General features: G+C 69.4%; 18 protein-coding genes. 13 read left to right on the top strand and 5 right to left on the bottom strand.

The genetic code is table 11. The annotated features are described in order from the left end of the window. Positions 1 to 51 precede the first annotated feature (51 nt). A complete protein-coding gene (locus OG579_RS03145; RefSeq protein ID WP_328858056.1) occupies positions 52 to 441 on the bottom strand; it encodes a BlaI/MecI/CopY family transcriptional regulator in 390 nt (129 codons plus the stop codon). Positions 442 to 728: 287 nt separating this feature from the next. On the opposite strand from OG579_RS03145, the gene OG579_RS03140 reads away from it, so the two are divergent. From OG579_RS03140 to OG579_RS03105, 8 genes are all read left to right on the top strand, one after another. Beyond that, a complete protein-coding gene (locus OG579_RS03140; protein WP_408068734.1) occupies positions 729 to 1,148 on the top strand; it encodes a PaaI family thioesterase in 420 nt (139 codons plus the stop codon). Positions 1,149 to 1,158: 10 nt separating this feature from the next. Beyond that, positions 1,159 to 2,418, top strand: coding sequence for a DUF6986 family protein (locus OG579_RS03135; RefSeq protein ID WP_328858055.1), 1,260 nt, complete (start codon positions 1,159 to 1,161; stop codon positions 2,416 to 2,418). Positions 2,419 to 2,542: 124 nt separating this feature from the next. Continuing rightward, entirely contained in the window at positions 2,543 to 2,845 is a 303-nt protein-coding gene (locus OG579_RS03130) for an urease subunit gamma (RefSeq protein ID WP_045822884.1), read from the top strand. Beyond that, positions 2,842 to 3,180 carry an urease subunit beta gene (locus tag OG579_RS03125; RefSeq protein ID WP_045822883.1) on the top strand — a complete coding sequence of 113 codons (339 nt, stop codon included), beginning with the start codon at positions 2,842 to 2,844 and terminating at the stop codon, positions 3,178 to 3,180. The genes OG579_RS03130 and OG579_RS03125 overlap by 4 nt, the downstream gene beginning before the upstream one ends. 1 nt (position 3,181) lies before the next feature. After that, positions 3,182 to 4,903, top strand: coding sequence for an urease subunit alpha (locus tag OG579_RS03120; RefSeq protein WP_328858054.1), 1,722 nt, complete (start codon positions 3,182 to 3,184; stop codon positions 4,901 to 4,903). Continuing rightward, positions 4,903 to 5,547: an urease accessory protein UreF gene (locus OG579_RS03115; protein WP_328858053.1), complete on the top strand. Its 645-nt coding sequence runs from the start codon at positions 4,903 to 4,905 to the stop codon at positions 5,545 to 5,547. The genes OG579_RS03120 and OG579_RS03115 overlap by 1 nt, the downstream gene beginning before the upstream one ends. Before the next feature lie 99 nt (positions 5,548 to 5,646). Beyond that, positions 5,647 to 6,333 carry an urease accessory protein UreG gene (ureG, locus tag OG579_RS03110; protein ID WP_328858052.1) on the top strand — a complete coding sequence of 229 codons (687 nt, stop codon included), beginning with the start codon at positions 5,647 to 5,649 and terminating at the stop codon, positions 6,331 to 6,333. After that, positions 6,333 to 6,983: an urease accessory protein UreD gene (locus OG579_RS03105; RefSeq protein WP_328858051.1), complete on the top strand. Its 651-nt coding sequence runs from the start codon at positions 6,333 to 6,335 to the stop codon at positions 6,981 to 6,983. Before ureG ends, OG579_RS03105 begins: the two co-directional genes overlap by 1 nt. On the opposite strand, the gene OG579_RS03100 is transcribed toward OG579_RS03105, so the two are convergent. Together OG579_RS03100 and OG579_RS03095 are read right to left on the bottom strand one after the other, a co-directional pair. Then, on the bottom strand, positions 6,980 to 8,518 hold the full coding sequence (locus tag OG579_RS03100; RefSeq protein ID WP_328858050.1) for an NAD(P)/FAD-dependent oxidoreductase: 1,539 nt from the start codon (positions 8,516 to 8,518) through the stop codon (positions 6,980 to 6,982). The genes OG579_RS03105 and OG579_RS03100 overlap by 4 nt on opposite strands. 207 nt (positions 8,519 to 8,725) lie before the next feature. Next, positions 8,726 to 9,277 (bottom strand): CGNR zinc finger domain-containing protein, encoded by a 552-nt coding sequence (locus OG579_RS03095; RefSeq protein WP_328858049.1) that lies wholly within the window; start codon positions 9,275 to 9,277, stop codon positions 8,726 to 8,728. Positions 9,278 to 9,375: 98 nt separating this feature from the next. Here OG579_RS03095 and OG579_RS03090 point away from each other — a divergent pair, with 98 nt between their 5' ends. Further along, on the top strand, positions 9,376 to 10,461 hold the full coding sequence (locus OG579_RS03090; protein ID WP_328858048.1) for an EamA family transporter: 1,086 nt from the start codon (positions 9,376 to 9,378) through the stop codon (positions 10,459 to 10,461). Here the strand turns inward: OG579_RS03090 and OG579_RS03085 are convergent. Together OG579_RS03085 and OG579_RS03080 are read right to left on the bottom strand one after the other, a co-directional pair. Beyond that, positions 10,359 to 10,952, bottom strand: coding sequence for a GNAT family N-acetyltransferase (locus OG579_RS03085; RefSeq protein WP_328858047.1), 594 nt, complete (start codon positions 10,950 to 10,952; stop codon positions 10,359 to 10,361). The two genes, OG579_RS03090 and OG579_RS03085, sit on opposite strands and share 103 nt — an antisense overlap. 118 nt (positions 10,953 to 11,070) lie before the next feature. Next, the gene (locus OG579_RS03080; RefSeq protein WP_328858046.1) at positions 11,071 to 12,414 is read right to left on the bottom strand and encodes a TIGR01777 family oxidoreductase; all 1,344 of its coding nucleotides are present in this window, start codon (positions 12,412 to 12,414) and stop codon (positions 11,071 to 11,073) included. 222 nt (positions 12,415 to 12,636) lie between these two features. Here OG579_RS03080 and OG579_RS03075 point away from each other — a divergent pair, with 222 nt between their 5' ends. Genes OG579_RS03075 through OG579_RS03060 form a run of 4 tightly spaced genes read left to right on the top strand, consistent with a single transcriptional unit; the run spans position 12,637 to position 16,478 of the window. Continuing rightward, complete coding sequence (locus tag OG579_RS03075; RefSeq protein ID WP_328858045.1) at positions 12,637 to 13,935, top strand: NAD(P)/FAD-dependent oxidoreductase; 1,299 nt, start codon at positions 12,637 to 12,639, stop codon at positions 13,933 to 13,935. A gap of 19 nt (positions 13,936 to 13,954) precedes the next feature. After that, the gene (locus OG579_RS03070) at positions 13,955 to 14,716 is read left to right on the top strand and encodes a DUF1365 domain-containing protein (RefSeq protein WP_328858044.1); all 762 of its coding nucleotides are present in this window, start codon (positions 13,955 to 13,957) and stop codon (positions 14,714 to 14,716) included. Position 14,717: 1 nt separating this feature from the next. After that, entirely contained in the window at positions 14,718 to 15,962 is a 1,245-nt protein-coding gene (locus OG579_RS03065; RefSeq protein WP_328858043.1) for a cyclopropane-fatty-acyl-phospholipid synthase family protein, read from the top strand. Between the two features lie 57 nt (positions 15,963 to 16,019). Further along, entirely contained in the window at positions 16,020 to 16,478 is a 459-nt protein-coding gene (locus OG579_RS03060) for an acyl-CoA thioesterase (protein WP_045822974.1), read from the top strand. Positions 16,479 to 16,494: the final 16 nt, after the last annotated feature.

Here is a 16,494-nt window from a genome sequence, read left to right as displayed (position 1 = left end):
GCCATTCTACCCGGGAGAGCATGTCCTCCAGGCACGGATGCGCCGGTCCGATCAGCGGCTTCCGGACTCCGGACGGGCGGCCTCGAGCTCGTCGAGCGCACGTCGCAGGGCGTCGGCCTCGTCGGCTCCCACCCGCCCCACGAAGGAGACCAGCGCAGCGTGGCGCGATGTCGACTCGTCGGCCTCACTGAGTGCGTCGACCATGAGGCTCGCGACGAGATGTTCACGCGGATGTGTGGGGGAGTACTGATGGGCGCGGTCGTCGCGGATCTGGGTGACCAGGTTCTTCTTGGCCAGACGCTGCAGCACCGTCATCACGGTCGTGTAGGCCAGCTCGCGATCGCGCGACAGAGCTGCGTGTACCTGCCGCACCGTCTGCGGGCGGTCGCTGGACCAGAGATTGTCCATGACCGCACGTTCCAGATCACCCAAACCGCTCATCCTCCCGAGTTTACCGATGTATGCGGTGCGAGGCGTCACCGTGGGCCTCGCGATCGCGATACTGGCCGCGGCGACCAGTTAGTCGACCTACTTGACGTTGTGAATAAGGGTAGCCTATCTTAAACGCAACGTCGGACCGCGCGAGAGTCCTGAGGGCTGCAGAGACCCCCGGTCCACGCCACGGCAGGCCCCACACCCCCCGGTGTGGGGCCTGTCGGTTTTCTGCGCCGTCTCGCCTCCGCGGTCGTGGCATAGGGTCACCTCATCCGACTTCCGAAGGAGTTCCCGTGGCAGACGAACTGTCGATGACCGACATGGTGACCAGCGGACTCGACGCCACCCTCGGCTTCGACTACTCGACGATCAGCGGAGACGGTTCCGTCGCGAGTTTCGAGGCCGGGGCCGTCCACCATCAGCCCTACGGGATCGTCCACGGCGGCACCTACTGTGCTCTCGTCGAGTCGTTGGCGTCGGTGTCGGCGGCGAAGTGGTTGCAGGACAAAGGCCTGCCGGCGAGCGTCGTGGGGGTCAACAACTCGACGGACTTCCTCAAGGCCGTACGTAGCGGCACGGTGACCGGCCGGGCCGTGCCGATCCATCGTGGGCGCTCACAGCAGCTGTGGCAGGTCGACATCACCGACGCCGATGATCGGTTGGTCGCCCAGGGGCGCGTCCGTCTGCAGAATCTCGACAACCGACCGTCCTGAGGTGGCGGCGATGACCGGCCTGACCGATCGCGCCGCGCAGCGGATGGACGCGATCCTCGACCCCGTCGACGCTCGACTCGACGCCATGTACCCCGACGTGCGCGTCGACGAACAACCCGTGCACACGGTGTACGTCGGCGCCGACGTCGTGGCGAACGACACCGTCTCCCGGTGGTCGACCGAGGCGGTGTCGATCGCCGAGGCGAACCGTTCGGTGCTCGTCGGACTGTCCTCGGACGCCGCGGTCGACGCCGCGATCGCCCGGTTGCGTCGCGACCCCGTCGACGACCTGCGCATCGACCTCGAGGACGGATACGGCAACCGCCCCGACGACGTCGAGGACGCCCACGCCCGCGCGGCCGGCGAGGTGCTCGCCCACTGGTCTCGCACCGCCACCGGACCCCGGTTGTCCTCCGGGGTGCGCTGCAAGGGGCTCGGAGCGGCCGAACGGCGTCGGGGGCTTCAGAGCATGGAGGCGGTGCTCACCGGCGCGGGCGGGGTGCCCGACGGGTTCGTGTTCACCGTGCCCAAGCTGCGCGCCGTCGAACAGGTCGACGCCGTCGTCGCCCTCTGCGAGGAGATCGAACGCGCGCACGGACTCGACGAGAACACCGTCCGGTTCGAGCTGCAGATCGAGAGTCCGCAGGCGGTGATCGGATTCGACGGCACCGCCACCGTGGCCGCCGCCATCCACCGTTCGGGTCCGCGGCTGAGCGGATTGCATTACGGCACCTACGATTACAGCGCCGCGATGGGTGTGGTGTCGGCGCATCAGTCGCTCGAACACCCCGTCGCCGACCACGCCAAGGCCGTGATGCTGGCCGCCGCGGCACAGACCGGGGTGTGGGTCAGCGACGGATCGACACAGGTCGTGCCGACCGGTGACCCCGATCGTGTCGCCTCGGCCCTGCGACGCCATCACCGGCTGGTGCGTCGTTCCCTCGAACGCGGCATCTACCAGGGCTGGGACATGCACCCGGGACACCTGGTGACCCGATGGCTGGCGGTGCAGACGTTCTTCGCCGAGGCGATGCCGGCCGCCGTGGCCCGCCTCGGCGGCCATCTCGAGCGGGTGACCGGCGACGGCACGGCCGACCCGGGATCGGACACGGGCGTGCTCGACGAGCCGGCCACCGCCCGGGCGATGGCCACCGTGGTGGCGCGGGGGTGGGCGTGCGGCGCCTTCACCCACGACGACGTCGCCGCGCTCGCACCGGCGATCACCCCGGCCCGTGTGGCCGCGGTGGCCGCAGGGCGTCGACCGGTCTGAGAACACACCTCGGCCGAGCGCGGTCGTCGCCGCGCCAGGCCACCGGCCGCGTGGCACTATGAGGGCTCGGTGGCCTGCGGGATCGGATCTGCCGGGCGGGAAACGACGTCGGTGAGGAGGGCACGTGCGGCTGTCACTGCACGAACAGGAGCGGCTGATGATCTCCTACGCAGCCGAATTGGCGCGTCGCCGACAGGGCCGCGGACTGCTCCTCAACCACCCGGAATCGATCGCGGTCATCACCGACCACGTCCTCGAGGGCGCGCGCGACGGCCGATCGGTCGCGGAGTTGATGGCCTCGGGCCGTGAGGTGCTCACCCGCGAACAGGTGATGGACGGCGTGCCCGAGATGCTCCACGATGTCCAGGTCGAGGCCACGTTCCCGGACGGGACGAAACTCGTCACCGTCCACGACCCGATCTCATGACCGCCCATCCGGCCGGCGCGAGCCGCGTGGTCCCCGGTGAGATCCTCTGCGACGACGGCGAGATCGAGATCAACGCCGGAGCGCCTGTGACGCAGATCGTCGTCGTCAACACCGGGGATCGACCCGTCCAGGTCGGCAGCCACTTCCACTTCGCGCAGTGCAATCCGGCGTTGTCGTTCCCCCGAGAGCAGGCGCACGGTCGACGACTCGACATCCCCGCGGGAACGGCCGTGCGTTTCGAACCGGGTATCGAGATGACCGTCGACCTCATCCCCATCGGCGGGGCCCGGGTGGTCCCCGGCCTCTCCCTCGACCCGCCGGGAAGGCTGGACTGACATGGCGTCGCTGCAGAGGTCCCGATACGCGGAACTGTTCGGTCCGACCGTCGGCGACCGGATCCGCCTGGCCGACACCGACCTTCTCATCGAGGTGACCGAGGACCGCTGCGGCGGACCGGGTCTGGCCGGTGACGAGGCGGTGTTCGGCGGGGGCAAGGTGATCCGCGAATCGATGGGTCAGGGACGCGCCACCCGCGCCGAGGGCGCACCCGACACTGTCATCACCGGTGTCGTCGTCCTCGACCACTGGGGGATCATCAAGGCGGACCTGGGAATTCGTGACGGTCGCATCGTCGCTCTGGGCAAGGCCGGCAACCCCGACACCATGGACGGTGTGCACCCCGACCTCGTGATCGGCCCGTCGACCGAGATCATCGCGGGCAACGGCAAGATCGTGACCGCCGGCGGCATCGACTGCCACGTCCACTTCATCGCGCCGCAGATCATGGACGAGGCGCTCGGCAACGGGATCACGACGCTCATCGGCGGGGGCACCGGTCCGGCCGAGGGCAGCAAGGCGACCACGGTCACGCCGGGCGCGTGGCACCTGGCGTCGATGATCGCCGCCACCGACCACTGGCCGATGAACATCGCGCTGCTGGGCAAGGGCAACACGGTCGGGGCCGACTCCATGCGCGAGCAGATCCTCGCCGGCGCATCGGGATTCAAGGTGCACGAGGACTGGGGGAGCACCCCGGCGGCGATCGACGCCTGTCTGCGGATCGCCGACGAGACCGGCGTACAGGTGGCCCTGCACTCCGACACCCTCAACGAGGCGGGGTTCGTCGAGCACACGCTCGGGGCCATCGCCGGTCGGGGGATCCACGCCTACCACACCGAGGGTGCCGGTGGCGGGCACGCACCCGACATCATCACCGTCGCAAGCTATCCGAACGTCCTGCCGAGTTCGACCAATCCCACGCGCCCGCACACCGTGAACACTCTCGACGAACACCTCGACATGCTGATGGTCTGCCACCATCTCAACCCCAGCGTGCCCGAGGACCTCGCCTTCGCCGAGAGTCGGATCCGTCCCTCGACGATCGCCGCCGAGGATCTGCTGCACGACCTCGGTGCGATCTCGATGATCGGCTCCGACGCCCAGGCCATGGGACGTGTCGGTGAGGTGGTGCTGCGCACATGGCAGACCGCGCACGTGATGAAGTCCCGGCGGGGTTCGCTCGCCGGTGACTCCCGCGCCGACAACAACCGCGCCCGACGCTACGTCGCGAAATACACGATCTGTCCCGCGGTGGCCCACGGCCTCGACCACGAGATCGGCTCGATCGAGGTGGGCAAGCTCGCCGACCTCGTGCTGTGGGAACCGGCGTTCTTCGGCATCAGGCCGCATGTGGTGGTGAAGGGCGGCGCCATCGCCTGGGCGGCCATGGGCGACGCCAACGCCTCGATCCCGACCCCGCAGCCGGTGCTGCCGCGCCCCATGTTCGGCGCCTCGGCGCCGGTTGCGGCCGACACCTCGCTGACATTCGTGACCCAGCAGGCCCTCGACGACGGTCTCGCCGACCGGCTCGGTGTGCGACGACGACTCGCACCGGTCGGCAATGTGCGCGCGGTGGGCAAGGCCGACATGCCGCTCAACGACGCCACCCCCGACATCGTCGTCGATCCCGACACCTTCACCGTCCGCATCGACGGTGAGGTGTGGGAGGAGCAACCGGCGACCTCATTGCCGATGGCCCAGCGCTACTTCCTGTTCTGATGGCCGCACCGATACCGTTCGCGATGATGTTGACCCTGGCCGACTCCCGGCTGCCCGTCGGCGGACACGTGCACTCCGCGGGTGTCGAACAGGCGGTCGCCGATCGCCTCGTGACCGATGTCGCGAGCCTGCGCTCCCACCTCGAACACCGTGTCCGCACCGGTGGGCTCGTCGCCGCGTCGATCGCCGCCGCCGTCGCCGAGGGGCGGATCGACGAGGCCGATGCCCAAGGGGAGACCGACGCCCGCACACCGTCGGCGGCCGCGCGGGCGGCGTCGGTGGCGCAGGGGCGCGGCATGCTGCGCCTGGCCCGGAGACGGTGGCCGGACCACGATTTCACCGCGCACATGGGCCGGACACACCTGCCGGTGATCTCCGGGACGGTGGGGCGGCTCTGCGGTCTCGATGCGCGACAGACGGCGTTGGTCTCGCTGTACACGGCGATGACCGGTTCGGCGACCGCAGGCCAACGCCTGCTCGCCCTCGACCCGGCCGACGTCGCGATGGTCACGATGGATCTGGCAGGGGTGTGCGAGGAGACCGCAGACCTGGCCGCGCTCGAACTCGCCGATCTGTCCGACCCGGTCTTCGACGTCCTCGCCGAACGACACGAACGGCGTGACATGCCCCTGTTCGCCTCCTGACCCCCCGGCACGGACGACCGAGCCCTTGAGATGACCTAGCCCTTGAGATGACCGAGCCCCCGACCGCACCCGCAGCACGCACACACGAGGATGGTGACCATGCCCCCGCATCTGATCGACGGTGAACCCCACACCCATCACGACCGCCCGCGCCGGGAGCGCGTCGAAGGGGAGGCCTTGCGGATCGGTATCGGTGGGCCCGTCGGATCCGGGAAGACGGCACTCGTGGCGGCACTGTGCCGGCAACTGCGAGAAGAGCTCTCGGTCGCCGTGCTGACCAACGACATCTACACGACCGAGGACGCGGACTTCCTGCGTCGCAACGCGGTTCTCCCCGACGAACGGATCACCGCGGTCCAGACCGGTGGATGCCCGCACACCGCGATCCGCGACGACATCACCGCCAACCTCGACGCGATCGACGACCTCGTGGCGGCGAACCCGCCCCTGGACCTGATCCTCGTGGAGTCGGGCGGGGACAATCTCACCGCGACGTTCTCGACCGGACTGATCGATGTGCAGATCTTCGTCATCGACGTCGCCGGCGGCGACAAGGTGCCCCGCAAAGGTGGTCCGGGCGTGACGTTCTCGGATCTGCTCGTGGTCAACAAGACCGACCTGGCGCCGCTGGTCGGTGCGGACCTCGGCGTGATGGCCGGCGACGCCGCGCGTGTCCGCGAGGGCCGCCCCACCGCGTTGATCTCCCTGACCGACGACCCGGCCGCGAGCGACGTCCTCGCGTGGGTCCGTACGCAGCTCGCCGAGGTGGCCGGCGTCACGACCTGATGCACACCGACGTGCGCATCATCGCGCGCAGCGGTCGGACCCCGCTGATCCGCGCCACGGGCGGACTCGCTGTGCGACAGACCGGTGTCGACCGGGTGCATCTGATCTCGACCGCGGCCACCCCGCTGGGCGGCGACCACATCAGCGTCAGCGTGCAGGTACAGGCCGGCGCACGCCTGCACCTGCACACTGTCGCGGCCACCATAGCCCTGCCCGCGCGCCACGAGACCGTCTCCGATGCGGAATGGAACCTCGACGTCGCCGACGACGCGGAACTCGTGATGGACCCACTGCCGACGATCGTCGCCGCCGATGCCGACCACCGCACGCGGACACACGTGCACGCGGCGTCGACCGCGAGGGTGACGATCGGGGAGACCGTGCAGATCGGACGGCACACCGAGGGGGCCGGACGGTGGTCGGGCCGGTTGCACGTCGACATCGACCGCGCCGCCGCCCTGCGACACCGCGTCGAACTCGACCGGTCGCGGCGCGCACTGATCAGCAGGTTCGTCTACCCCGACCCGCGGCCGGCCGCGGTCTCGCCGACCGCGGTCGCCGCACGACTGGACCTGCGCTGCGGTGCGACGCTCACGACCGTGGTGTCGGCGTCGCTCACCGACGCGAACTCCGCCCTGGCCGCGCTCTAACCGGCGTCGGCGCGTTCCTTCTCGACGACGTCGGGATCGCCGATGTTCTTCTCGGCCTCGGCCTGCGCGTCGGTCGTGCCCTCGACGTCTGCGCCGTCACCGGCGGGTGTGGACGTCGCCGCCGGGGGAGTCGGTGCATCCGCCGCGGGGATGCCCGACGACTCGTCGACCTTGTTCTCGGACTCGAGGTGGTGCAGATGGTCCATCGCGGTGCGCGCGTACACCTGCTGCTCGGTGACGGTCAGCTGCGACCGGTTGCGCGTGGTGAACGACACCGCCCAGTCGATGATGGTGCTCAGGCGACTACGGAACCCGACGATGTAGACCAAGTGCAGGGCGAGCCAGCCGAGCCACGCGAAGAAGCCCTCGGTCTCGAAACGCTTGGAGGTGAACGGGATCGGGACGCTCATCACGGCGCTGAACCGCGACACCGTCGCCATCGACCCCTTGTCGTGGTACTTGAACGGGGTGCGGTCCTCGGGCTTCTGACCGTTCAGGTCTGCCTTGATCGCGTCGGCCGCGTACCGGCCACCCTGGATGGCGCCCTGCGCCATGCCGGGCACGTCGTCGATCGACATCATGTCGCCGACGACGAACACGTTCGGGTGGCCCGGGATCGAGAGGTCGGGCTGCACCTTCACGCGACCGGCGCGGTCGAGTTCGACGCCGCTCTGCTCGGCGAGCTGCTTGCCGAGCGGGCTCGCCGCGACGCCGGCCGACCACACCTTGCACTGCGACTCGATACGGCGGGTGGTGCCGTCCTTGTCCTTGACGGTGAGGCCGTTGTAGTCGAGGTCGACGACCATCGCGTTGAGCTGGATCTCGACGCCCATGCCCTCGAGCCGCTTGGCCGCCTTGGTGCCGAGGTTCTCACCCATCGGCGGCAGCACGGCGGGCGCGGCGTCGAGCAGGATCACCCGGGCGCTCGTCGGGTCGATGTTGCGGAACGTGTCCTTGAGGGTCTTGTCCGACATCTCGGCGATCTGGCCCGCGAGTTCGACACCCGTCGGTCCGGCGCCGACCACGACGAAGGTGAGCAGCCGGGCCCGTTCCTCGGGATCCTGCGACAGCTCGGCCTGCTCGAAGGCACCGAGGATGCGTCCGCGCAGTTCGAGCGCGTCGTCGATGGTCTTCATGCCGGGGGCGAACTCGGCGAACTGATCGTTGCCGAAATACGACTGCGCGGCACCGGCGGCCACGATGAGGCTGTCGAACGGCGTCTCGGTGAGGCGGGTCAGCAGCCGCGAGGTCACGACCTTGCGCTCGAGGTCGATCGACTCGACGTCACCGAGCAGCACTCGGGCGTTGTCCTGTTTGCGCAGGATGACGCGGGTGGCGGGGGCGATCTCGCCCTCCGAGACGATGCCGGTCGCGACCTGGTAGAGCATCGGCTGGAAGAGGTGGTGGGTGGTGCGGGCGATCAGGGTGACGTCGACATCGGCCTTGCGCAGGCGCTGTGTGCCGAACAGGCCGCCGAATCCCGAGCCGATCACCACGACGCGGTGTGGGTGTCGTCCGTCCGTCGTAGCGCTCATGGGCTTCTCCTGTCAGTCGACGTGCGGTGGGGCTGCCGCAAACGATGGTCACGCGTGGGCTCGACCGAGTGGGGGAGATCCGACCGATCGGGTCGGTCTCCGCGACCGTGCTCGACGCCAACGGTAGTCAATCCGTCCGACTCGCACGCGACAAGGCTCACACGACCTCGCCGAGGGCGGTCGAAGGCCACCGACACCACGGGTCGATCAGGAGTGCGGGATCTGCGATCGACGGGCGCGGTAGGCGGCCACGCTGGCCCGGTTCCCGCAGTTGCGCTCGGCGCAGAAACGGCGAGAACGGTTGCGTGACATGTCGATCAGCACGCAGTCACAGTCGTCGGCGACGCAGGTGCGGAGTCGGTCGAACTCGTCGGCGCGGATGAGGTCGACGAACGCCATCGCGGTCTCGGCCCCGATGCGGTCGGCGAGCGGATCGCCCGAGTCGGTGACGTGGATGTGCCAGTCGGCCGTGTCGTGACGTGTCACGAACGGCCGGGCGCCTGATTCGCGCAGTATCCGGTTCACCTCCTCGGCCGCGGCGTCGCGGTCGAGGTCCCAGAACCGGGCCAGTCGGTCGCGCAGCGCGCGGACCGCCTGCAGTTCTGTGACATCGCCGTCGTGGCGGCCGGTGTAGCCGTGGGTGTCGAGGAAGTCGCCGAGGCCATCGGTCGTGGCCAGCGTGTCGGTGTCGGTGCGCCCGGAATTGACCAGTGCGGTCACCGCGACCAACGCCGGCTCGGTGTCATGAGTGAAACGCATCTTGACTCCTGACAGGTGTGTGTCGTTTCCTTGTCATGAGCATAAGCTGCCGACGCTCATGACACACCGGATGCGACGGCACTAGGAGAGGCGAACCGATGCCACGCGCAACAACCACACCGACGGCGGGGCCCGAATCGGTGACGTCCGGCGTCGCGCTGGCCGCCGTCTCCGCGATGTCGTTCGGGATGTCGGGGCCGCTGGCCTCGGCACTGATCGACGCCGGGTGGTCCTCGACGGCGGCAACCCTCCTGCGCCTGGGGCTCGGCGCGGTGGTGCTCGTGGTACCGGCCGCGATCATGGGGCGTCGGCGTCTCGCCACCATCGCCCGCGCACCCTGGTCGGTGCTCGCCTACGGCGTGATGGGGGTGGCGATGGTGCAGTTGTGCTTCTTCAACGCCGTTCGCCATCTCGATGTCGCCGTCGCTCTGCTCATCGAGTACAGCGCGCCGGTGCTGGTGCTGATCTACCGCCGGGTGGTCGGCGGGCATCGCGCCGGTCGTCTCACGCTGCTGGGCGCTGCTGTCGCGATCGCGGGATTGGTGACCGTGGTCATCGGTGGCGCCGCGGGGTGGTCGATCGACCCGATCGGTGTCCTCTGGGCCGGTGCCGCCGCCGTCGGGCTGGCCGGATATTTCCTGATCGCCGGTCCGAGCGCGCGCGTCGACGTCGACGGGCGCAGTCGGGGTGACGTCGACCCGGTCGCGCTCACCTGTGGCGGACTCGTGATCGGAGCCCTCCTCGTCGGCGCGGCCGGCGCCGTGGGGTTGTTGCCGATGACGGCGAGCACCGCGGATGTCACCCTCGCCGGGGGCGAACTGCCCTGGTGGACCGCAGCCGTCGCGGTCGCGGTGATCTCGACCGCGATCGCCTACGTCACGGGGATCGCTGCCGTCCGGCGGTTGGGACCCACCCTGGCGTCGTTCGTCGCGCTGGTCGAGGTGATCACGTCGGCGACGGCGTCGTGGATCCTGCTGGGCCAGTCGATGTCACCGGCTCAGATGGCCGGCGCCGTGGTGATGCTGTGCGGCATCGTGACCGTCCGACGCGGCACCGATCGCGGCGATACCGCAGATGCCACTCAGGCTGTGAGCTCGGACGTCGACCCACGCACCGCCCACACGAAACGCGCGCTCTCCCAGTCGGATCGGCGCAGCTCGTATTCGACCTCGCCGCGCTCGTAACCGTCGGTCTCGGCGTCGTCGCCGAGATGCAATGCGGTCAAACGCATCCCGGACTTCTCCATCACCCGACGCGACGCCGAGTTCACGGCCATCGTGCTCGCGAAGACCCGTCCGGTGTCGGGGGCGTCGAACGCGACGCGCATGAGGGTCTGCGACCCCTCCGTCGCCAGTCCACGGCCCCATGCCGCACGCCGGAGTCGGTAGGTCAGTTCGAGTTCGGGTTGCGTGCCGTGGCGCGGGGCCCGCAACGAGAACCAGCCGACGAACTCCCCGCTCGACCGGTCGAGGGCCGCCCACATCCCGCCGCCGCGGCGCGACGACATCTCGGCCACCGCTCGGGGCACCACCCAGTCCTCGATCACCGCGCGAGGGGTCGGTGCGCCTCCGGACACGTACCGCATGACCGCGGGATCACTGTCGAGTTCCACCAGTGACGACACGTCGTTCGTGCCGACGGGCCGCAGGATCAACTGGGGCGTCTCGACGATCAACGCGCACCTCGTTCTCCGCGGCCCGGATGGTCACCCGATCGGTGGGGACCACCGGCCGCCGGCCGGGCGAGTGCCCATGCCCGGCACCCGAAGTGCGCTCATGATACGGCCTGCAGGCTCACTTTCCGCACTGATGCGCCAACGCGTCGGCGAGTCGCGGCATCCGGAACTCGTGGCCCCATCGCTCCAGCTCGGTGGGCACCACTCGCTGGTCGGCCAATGCCAGTGAGTCCGCACCCGTCTCGGTGAGGAGCAGTTTCGGGGCGAACTCCGGTACGCGGAAGAACGTGGGGCGGTGCAGGACCGAGCCCATCGTGGAGGTGAACTCCGCATTGCGCACGGGCTCGGGCGACACCGCGTTGACCGGTCCGCTGACCCGCTCGTCGAGCGCGGCGCGATAGAACACATCGCAGACGTCCTCGAGGCCGATCCACGACAACCACTGGCGCCCGTTGCCGATCGGCCCACCGAGTCCGGCCGAGAAGAGCGGTCGCAGAAGCTTGAGCATGCCGCCCGCCGCCGACTGCACCACGCCCGTGCGGATGTTGCTGACCCGCAGGCCGGCGTCGCGGGCCGGGTCGCACGCGGCCTCCCAGTCGCGCACGATGTCGGCGACCACGCCGTCGCCGGGTGTGCTCGACTCGGTGAGACGCTCGTCGCCACGGCTGTCGCCGTAGATCCCGATCGCCGAACCGGCGACGAACACCGACGGACCGGAGCCGCGGGCATGTGCCGCCGCGGCCACCGAGGCCAGTGCGCGCGTGGGCCCGACGCGACTGTCGCGGACCGACGCCACGTGGGAGTCGGTGAACCGACCGGCGATCGATGCACCCGCGAGGTGGATGACCACGTCGACATCGTCGAGGAGATCGGCCGCGGGATGCTCGGTGTCCCAGCGCCGTTCGTCGGGGCCCTCCGGGTCACGACGAACCAGGGAGATCACCCGGTGCCCGCCGGTGGTCGCCAGTGCGGCCAGGGCGGTGCCGATCGTCCCCGACACGCCCGTCATCGCGATGGTGATCGGTGTCGGCTGCAGTGCGCGCGCCCACTTCTGGGTGACGATGTCGTCGGCGAGCTGGCGGTGGCGGAAGTCGAACATCGATGACAGGACGAAGCCGGGGACGCGGGTGTCGACCGTGTCGGTGATGCGGGTGCGGTCGTCGCCGACGGCGTCGAAGCGGTGGGTGTGGGTCCACGGCGTGACGAACTTCAGCGGCACCGAGGTGAGGGTGTCGACGAACTGATGCGGCGGGTGATACCCCGACGGCACGTGTGTCGCCTTCCACGGCAGTCCACCCGGCAGGGCGAGGACGGCCTGCCCGTCGGAGATGGAGGTCGCCTCCGACCGCAGCGACATCGGGGCGAACGGCGGCGACAGCCGGTGGAAGGCGCCGGGGCGGGTGTGCCAGGCGAAGACCTCGTCGATGGTGTCGTCGACGACCGACGACCGCGTGATGCTCATGCCTCGAGAGTAGGCACATCGCGCGCCGACCATGCCGCCGCGACCGAGTGCGCCGACCGGCGACGCCCGATTGCGCTGTGAGCCGAACGGGGTGCTCCCATCCGGCACGCGGGAGACAACGAATCATGGTGGAGACGCCGATGAGGCGATAATGATCGCGCGCCCGGCGACGACACCGGCCGCGCCCGATTCGAACCCAGGATCAAGAGGTGGGAGATGGTGATGGACGCCGCACGCCCGTCGATGCCGTCCGTCGCGGTGATCGGTTCCGGTGTCTCCGGACTCACCGCGGCCCACGTCCTCGGTCGCAGTCACGCGGTGACGCTGTACGAGGCCGACGATCGGTTGGGTGGGCATGCTCACACCCATTCCGTCGTCGACGGCGACCGGACGCACCGGATCGACACCGGTTTCATCGTCCACAACACCGAGACCTACCCGCTGTTGCGGCGCATGTTCACCGAACTCGGCGTGGCCACCCAGCCCACCGAGATGAGCATGAGCATCAGTGACCCGGCGGGCCGCTTCCAGTACGCCGGCGGTCGGGGGATGGGCGGCATCCTGGCGCAGGCGTGGCGGCTGGCCGATCCGCGTTTCCTCGGGATGCTCGTCCAGATCAAACAGTTCCACCGTGCGGCCGCCGCATTCCTCGACACCGCCGACGACGAGGACCTCACCACCTACGGCGAGTTCCTCTCGGGTCATCGCTTCGGTGGGTTCTTCCGTCGGCACTATGCGATCCCGCTCGTCTCGTGTGTCTGGTCGTCGGGTGCGCAGACCTCGCTGGACTACCCGGCGCGTTACCTGTTCGCGTTCCTGCGCAATCACGGCATGTTGTCGGTCACGGGGTCGCCGCAGTGGTACACCGTGACCGGTGGCTCGCACGAGTACGTCGATCGGATCGCCGCGACACTCCACGACATCCGCCTGGGCACCCCGGTCGCGGAGATCGCGCGCAGCGACACCGGTGTCACCGTCGTCGACGCCCATGGCGGGCGTGAGCGGTTCAACAAGGTCGTCGTCGCCACGCACCCCGAGCAGGCCCTGTCGATGCTGGCCGATCCGTCCGAGGCCGAGAAGACGCTGCTGTCGGCCTTCCACTACTCACCGAACGAGGCCGTCCTGCACACGGATTCGTCGTTGCTGCCCCGTTCGCCGCGGGCGCGCGCCTCGTGGAACTACCTCACACCCGAGGCGTCGAAGGGACCGGCCGACGACGCCGATGGTGACGAACTGCCGGTGGTGACCTACTGGATGAACCGGTTGCAGGACATCGACAGCGACACCGACTTCCTGGTGACGCTCAACGCCCGCCACCTCATCGACCCCGCGTCGATCATCGAGGTCATGGACTACGCCCATCCGGTGTACACACGCGCCGCCGTGGCCGCCCAGTCGATGCTGCCGACCCTGACCACCGCGACCACCGCCTTCGCCGGCGCCTACCACGGGTGGGGATTCCACGAGGACGGCTGCCGATCGGGCGTGGCCGCTGCGGAGGGACTCGGCGCGACATGGTGACCCCGGAACCGGTGCGCGCATGACCGCCGTCCTCGACCTCCCCTCGTTGCCCGCGATCGTCGCCGGGGACGTGGCGCACCGCCGCCGTGGTGCGACGGCGCATCGGTTCCGTCACCGCGTCTATCAGTGGCTGATCGACCTCGACGCGCCGCCGCGACTGCCGCGTCCGCTCCGTCCCTTCGCCCGGTTCTCCGCACGCGACCACCTCGGTGCGCTCGACACCGACGACACCCGCGCGATCAAACGCAACGTCGAGACGTTCCTGCGCGCCAACGGGATCGAGACGGGACCTGGCTCACGGATCCTCATGCTCGCCAACGCGCGGGTGCTGGGCTACGTGTTCGACCCGCTGTCGGTGTACTGGTGCCTCGACGCCTCCGGCACCGTCACCTGTGTCGTCGCCGAGGTGCACAACACCTACGGCGAACGGACCGCCTATCTGCTCCATCCCGACCGTGACGGGCACGCCGAGGCCGACAAGCACTTCTACGTCTCCCCGTTCAACGACGTCTCGGGCCGTTACCGGATGACGTTCCGCCTCGCCGCCGACCGGATCGGGGTCACGATCATCCTCGACCGCGTCGGTATGGAACCGTTCACCGCGACGTTCACCGGCGTCCCACGACCGGCGACCCCCCGTCGGGTCGCCCGCTCGATACTGACCATGCCCCTGATGCCCCAACGGGTCTCACTGCTCATCGCCGTCCACGGGATCTGGCTGTGGGCACGACGTCTCCGCGTCGTCCCGCGCCCCCCGCACACACCACCCCAGGAGGTCTGACATGACCGGAGTCGCAGATCCGTTCGCCGTCCGCCGTCCCGTTCTGAGCGGGACGTGGTTCAAGACGCCGATCACGAAACGTCTGGTCGACTACGCCTTCAGCAAGGCGCCCGTCGCCGTGCGCTTCCCCGACGGCACCGTGCGGGGGCACGGGGGCGAGGGTGCCCCCGAACTCGAGATCGTCCGTCCCAAGGTGTTCTACGACCGACTGAGCCACAACCCCAAGATCGGGCTGGGCGAGGCGTACATGGCGGGTGACTGGCGCGCGGCCCCCGGCAGCGATCTCGGCGCCGCCCTCACCCCGTTCGCCGAACGACTCACCACCCTCATCCCCGAGCGGCTCTGGAAGATGCGGGCCGTGGTCGACAAGCGGATCCCGGAGAGCCAGCGCAACTCGATCGAGGGATCGAAACGCAACATCGGATCGCACTACGACCTGAGCAACGAGATGTTCGCCGCGTTCCTCGACCCGACCATGTCCTACAGCTCGGCCATGTTCGATCCCGCCACCGATTTCGCCGGCCAGGATCTCGAGACCGCGCAGTACCGCAAGATCGACTCGATCCTCGACATGGCCCATGTCGGCTCGGGGACTCGCGTCCTGGAGATCGGCAGCGGCTGGGGAGCGCTGGCGATCCGGGCGGCGCAGCGCGGCGCCCATGTCACGACGGTGACCCTCTCGGCGGAACAGCGCGAGCTGGCCCTGGGGCGCATCGCCGAGGCCGGCCTGGGCGACCGGATCGACATCCGCCTGCAGGACTACCGCGACGTGCGCGGCGAGTTCGACGCCATCGTGAGCGTGGAGATGATCGAGGCCGTCGGCGAGGAGTACTGGCCGACGTACTTCGGGGCCCTCGACTCCCTGCTGGCCCCGGGCGGCACCGTCGCCATCCAGGCGATCCTCATGTCGCATGCGCGGATGCTCGCGACGCGTCGCTCGTGGGGCTGGATCCAGAAGTACATCTTCCCCGGCGGGCTCATCCCGTCGCTGCAGGCCATCGACGATTCGCTCGCCGACCACACCACGCTGGTCCGTTCGGACCGCCTGGAACTGGGCCAGCACTACGCCGAGACACTCCGGCGTTGGCGTCATCGCTTCAACGAGACCTGGACGACGGTGTCGCACAGGGGATTCGACGAGACCTTCCGCAGGATGTGGGAGTACTACCTCGCCTACTGCGAGGCCGGTTTCGCATCCGGGTACCTCGAGGTCAGCCAGCTGCAGTTCACCCGTCGACCCGCCTGAGGGCGCGCGCCGCCCGCCCCGGGTAGGCCGTCGGTACCGGTCGATAGCATGACCGGCATGTCTGATCACGTGGTGACGGTCTCGCTGCAGCTGCGGTGGGGCGACATGGATGTGAACAACCACATCAACAACGTCGCCATCGCGCGCCTGTTCGAGGAATCCCGTGTACGGGCCGGCATGGCGCTCCTCATCGCCTCCGGTGCGCCGCCCTCGGAGGACGGTGCGCTGATCGACGGTGGACTCGTCGTGGTCCGGCAGGAGATCGAGTACCTCGCGTCGATCCCGTACAGCGGCGACGACATCACCTCGCGTGTCTGGCTCAGCCGCGTCGGCACGTCCTCGTTCGACTTCGGATGCGTGTTGACCGACCCCGCGGGCGCCGCGTTCGCGCAGGCCGAGACCACCCTGGTCTGCGTCGATCCGGCCGGACGACCGGTCGGCCTCGGCGAACGCGTCGCCGCGGCGATGCGCGACCGTGTCGAGGCGCCGGTGCCCCTGCGCAGCCGGCGATCGTGACCGCGTGACGCCGGCG

Source organism: Williamsia herbipolensis (assembly GCF_036153515.1).
GTDB classification, from domain to species: domain Bacteria; phylum Actinomycetota; class Actinomycetes; order Mycobacteriales; family Mycobacteriaceae; genus Williamsia_A; species Williamsia_A herbipolensis.
This window is presented reverse-complemented; position numbering and strand designations above follow the sequence as displayed.

Excerpts from the sequence above, each read along its gene's own strand:
- OG579_RS03125 (WP_045822883.1), top strand. The coding sequence starts at position 2,842 with ATGACCGCCCATCCGGCCGGCGCGAGCCGCGTGGTCCCCGGTGAGATC.
- OG579_RS03100 (WP_328858050.1), bottom strand. The coding sequence starts at position 8,518 with ATGAGCGCTACGACGGACGGACGACACCCACACCGCGTCGTGGTGATC.
- OG579_RS03095 (WP_328858049.1), bottom strand. The coding sequence starts at position 9,277 with ATGCGTTTCACTCATGACACCGAGCCGGCGTTGGTCGCGGTGACCGCA.
- OG579_RS03080 (WP_328858046.1), bottom strand. The coding sequence starts at position 12,414 with ATGAGCATCACGCGGTCGTCGGTCGTCGACGACACCATCGACGAGGTC.
- OG579_RS03120 (WP_328858054.1), top strand. The coding sequence starts at position 3,182 with ATGGCGTCGCTGCAGAGGTCCCGATACGCGGAACTGTTCGGTCCGACC.
- ureG (WP_328858052.1), top strand. The coding sequence starts at position 5,647 with ATGCCCCCGCATCTGATCGACGGTGAACCCCACACCCATCACGACCGC.
- OG579_RS03145 (WP_328858056.1), bottom strand. The coding sequence starts at position 441 with ATGAGCGGTTTGGGTGATCTGGAACGTGCGGTCATGGACAATCTCTGG.
- OG579_RS03070 (WP_328858044.1), top strand. The coding sequence starts at position 13,955 with ATGACCGCCGTCCTCGACCTCCCCTCGTTGCCCGCGATCGTCGCCGGG.
- OG579_RS03115 (WP_328858053.1), top strand. The coding sequence starts at position 4,903 with ATGGCCGCACCGATACCGTTCGCGATGATGTTGACCCTGGCCGACTCC.
- OG579_RS03105 (WP_328858051.1), top strand. The coding sequence starts at position 6,333 with ATGCACACCGACGTGCGCATCATCGCGCGCAGCGGTCGGACCCCGCTG.
- OG579_RS03060 (WP_045822974.1), top strand. The coding sequence starts at position 16,020 with ATGTCTGATCACGTGGTGACGGTCTCGCTGCAGCTGCGGTGGGGCGAC.
- OG579_RS03075 (WP_328858045.1), top strand. The coding sequence starts at position 12,637 with ATGGACGCCGCACGCCCGTCGATGCCGTCCGTCGCGGTGATCGGTTCC.
- OG579_RS03090 (WP_328858048.1), top strand. The coding sequence starts at position 9,376 with ATGCCACGCGCAACAACCACACCGACGGCGGGGCCCGAATCGGTGACG.
- OG579_RS03065 (WP_328858043.1), top strand. The coding sequence starts at position 14,718 with ATGACCGGAGTCGCAGATCCGTTCGCCGTCCGCCGTCCCGTTCTGAGC.
- OG579_RS03135 (WP_328858055.1), top strand. The coding sequence starts at position 1,159 with ATGACCGGCCTGACCGATCGCGCCGCGCAGCGGATGGACGCGATCCTC.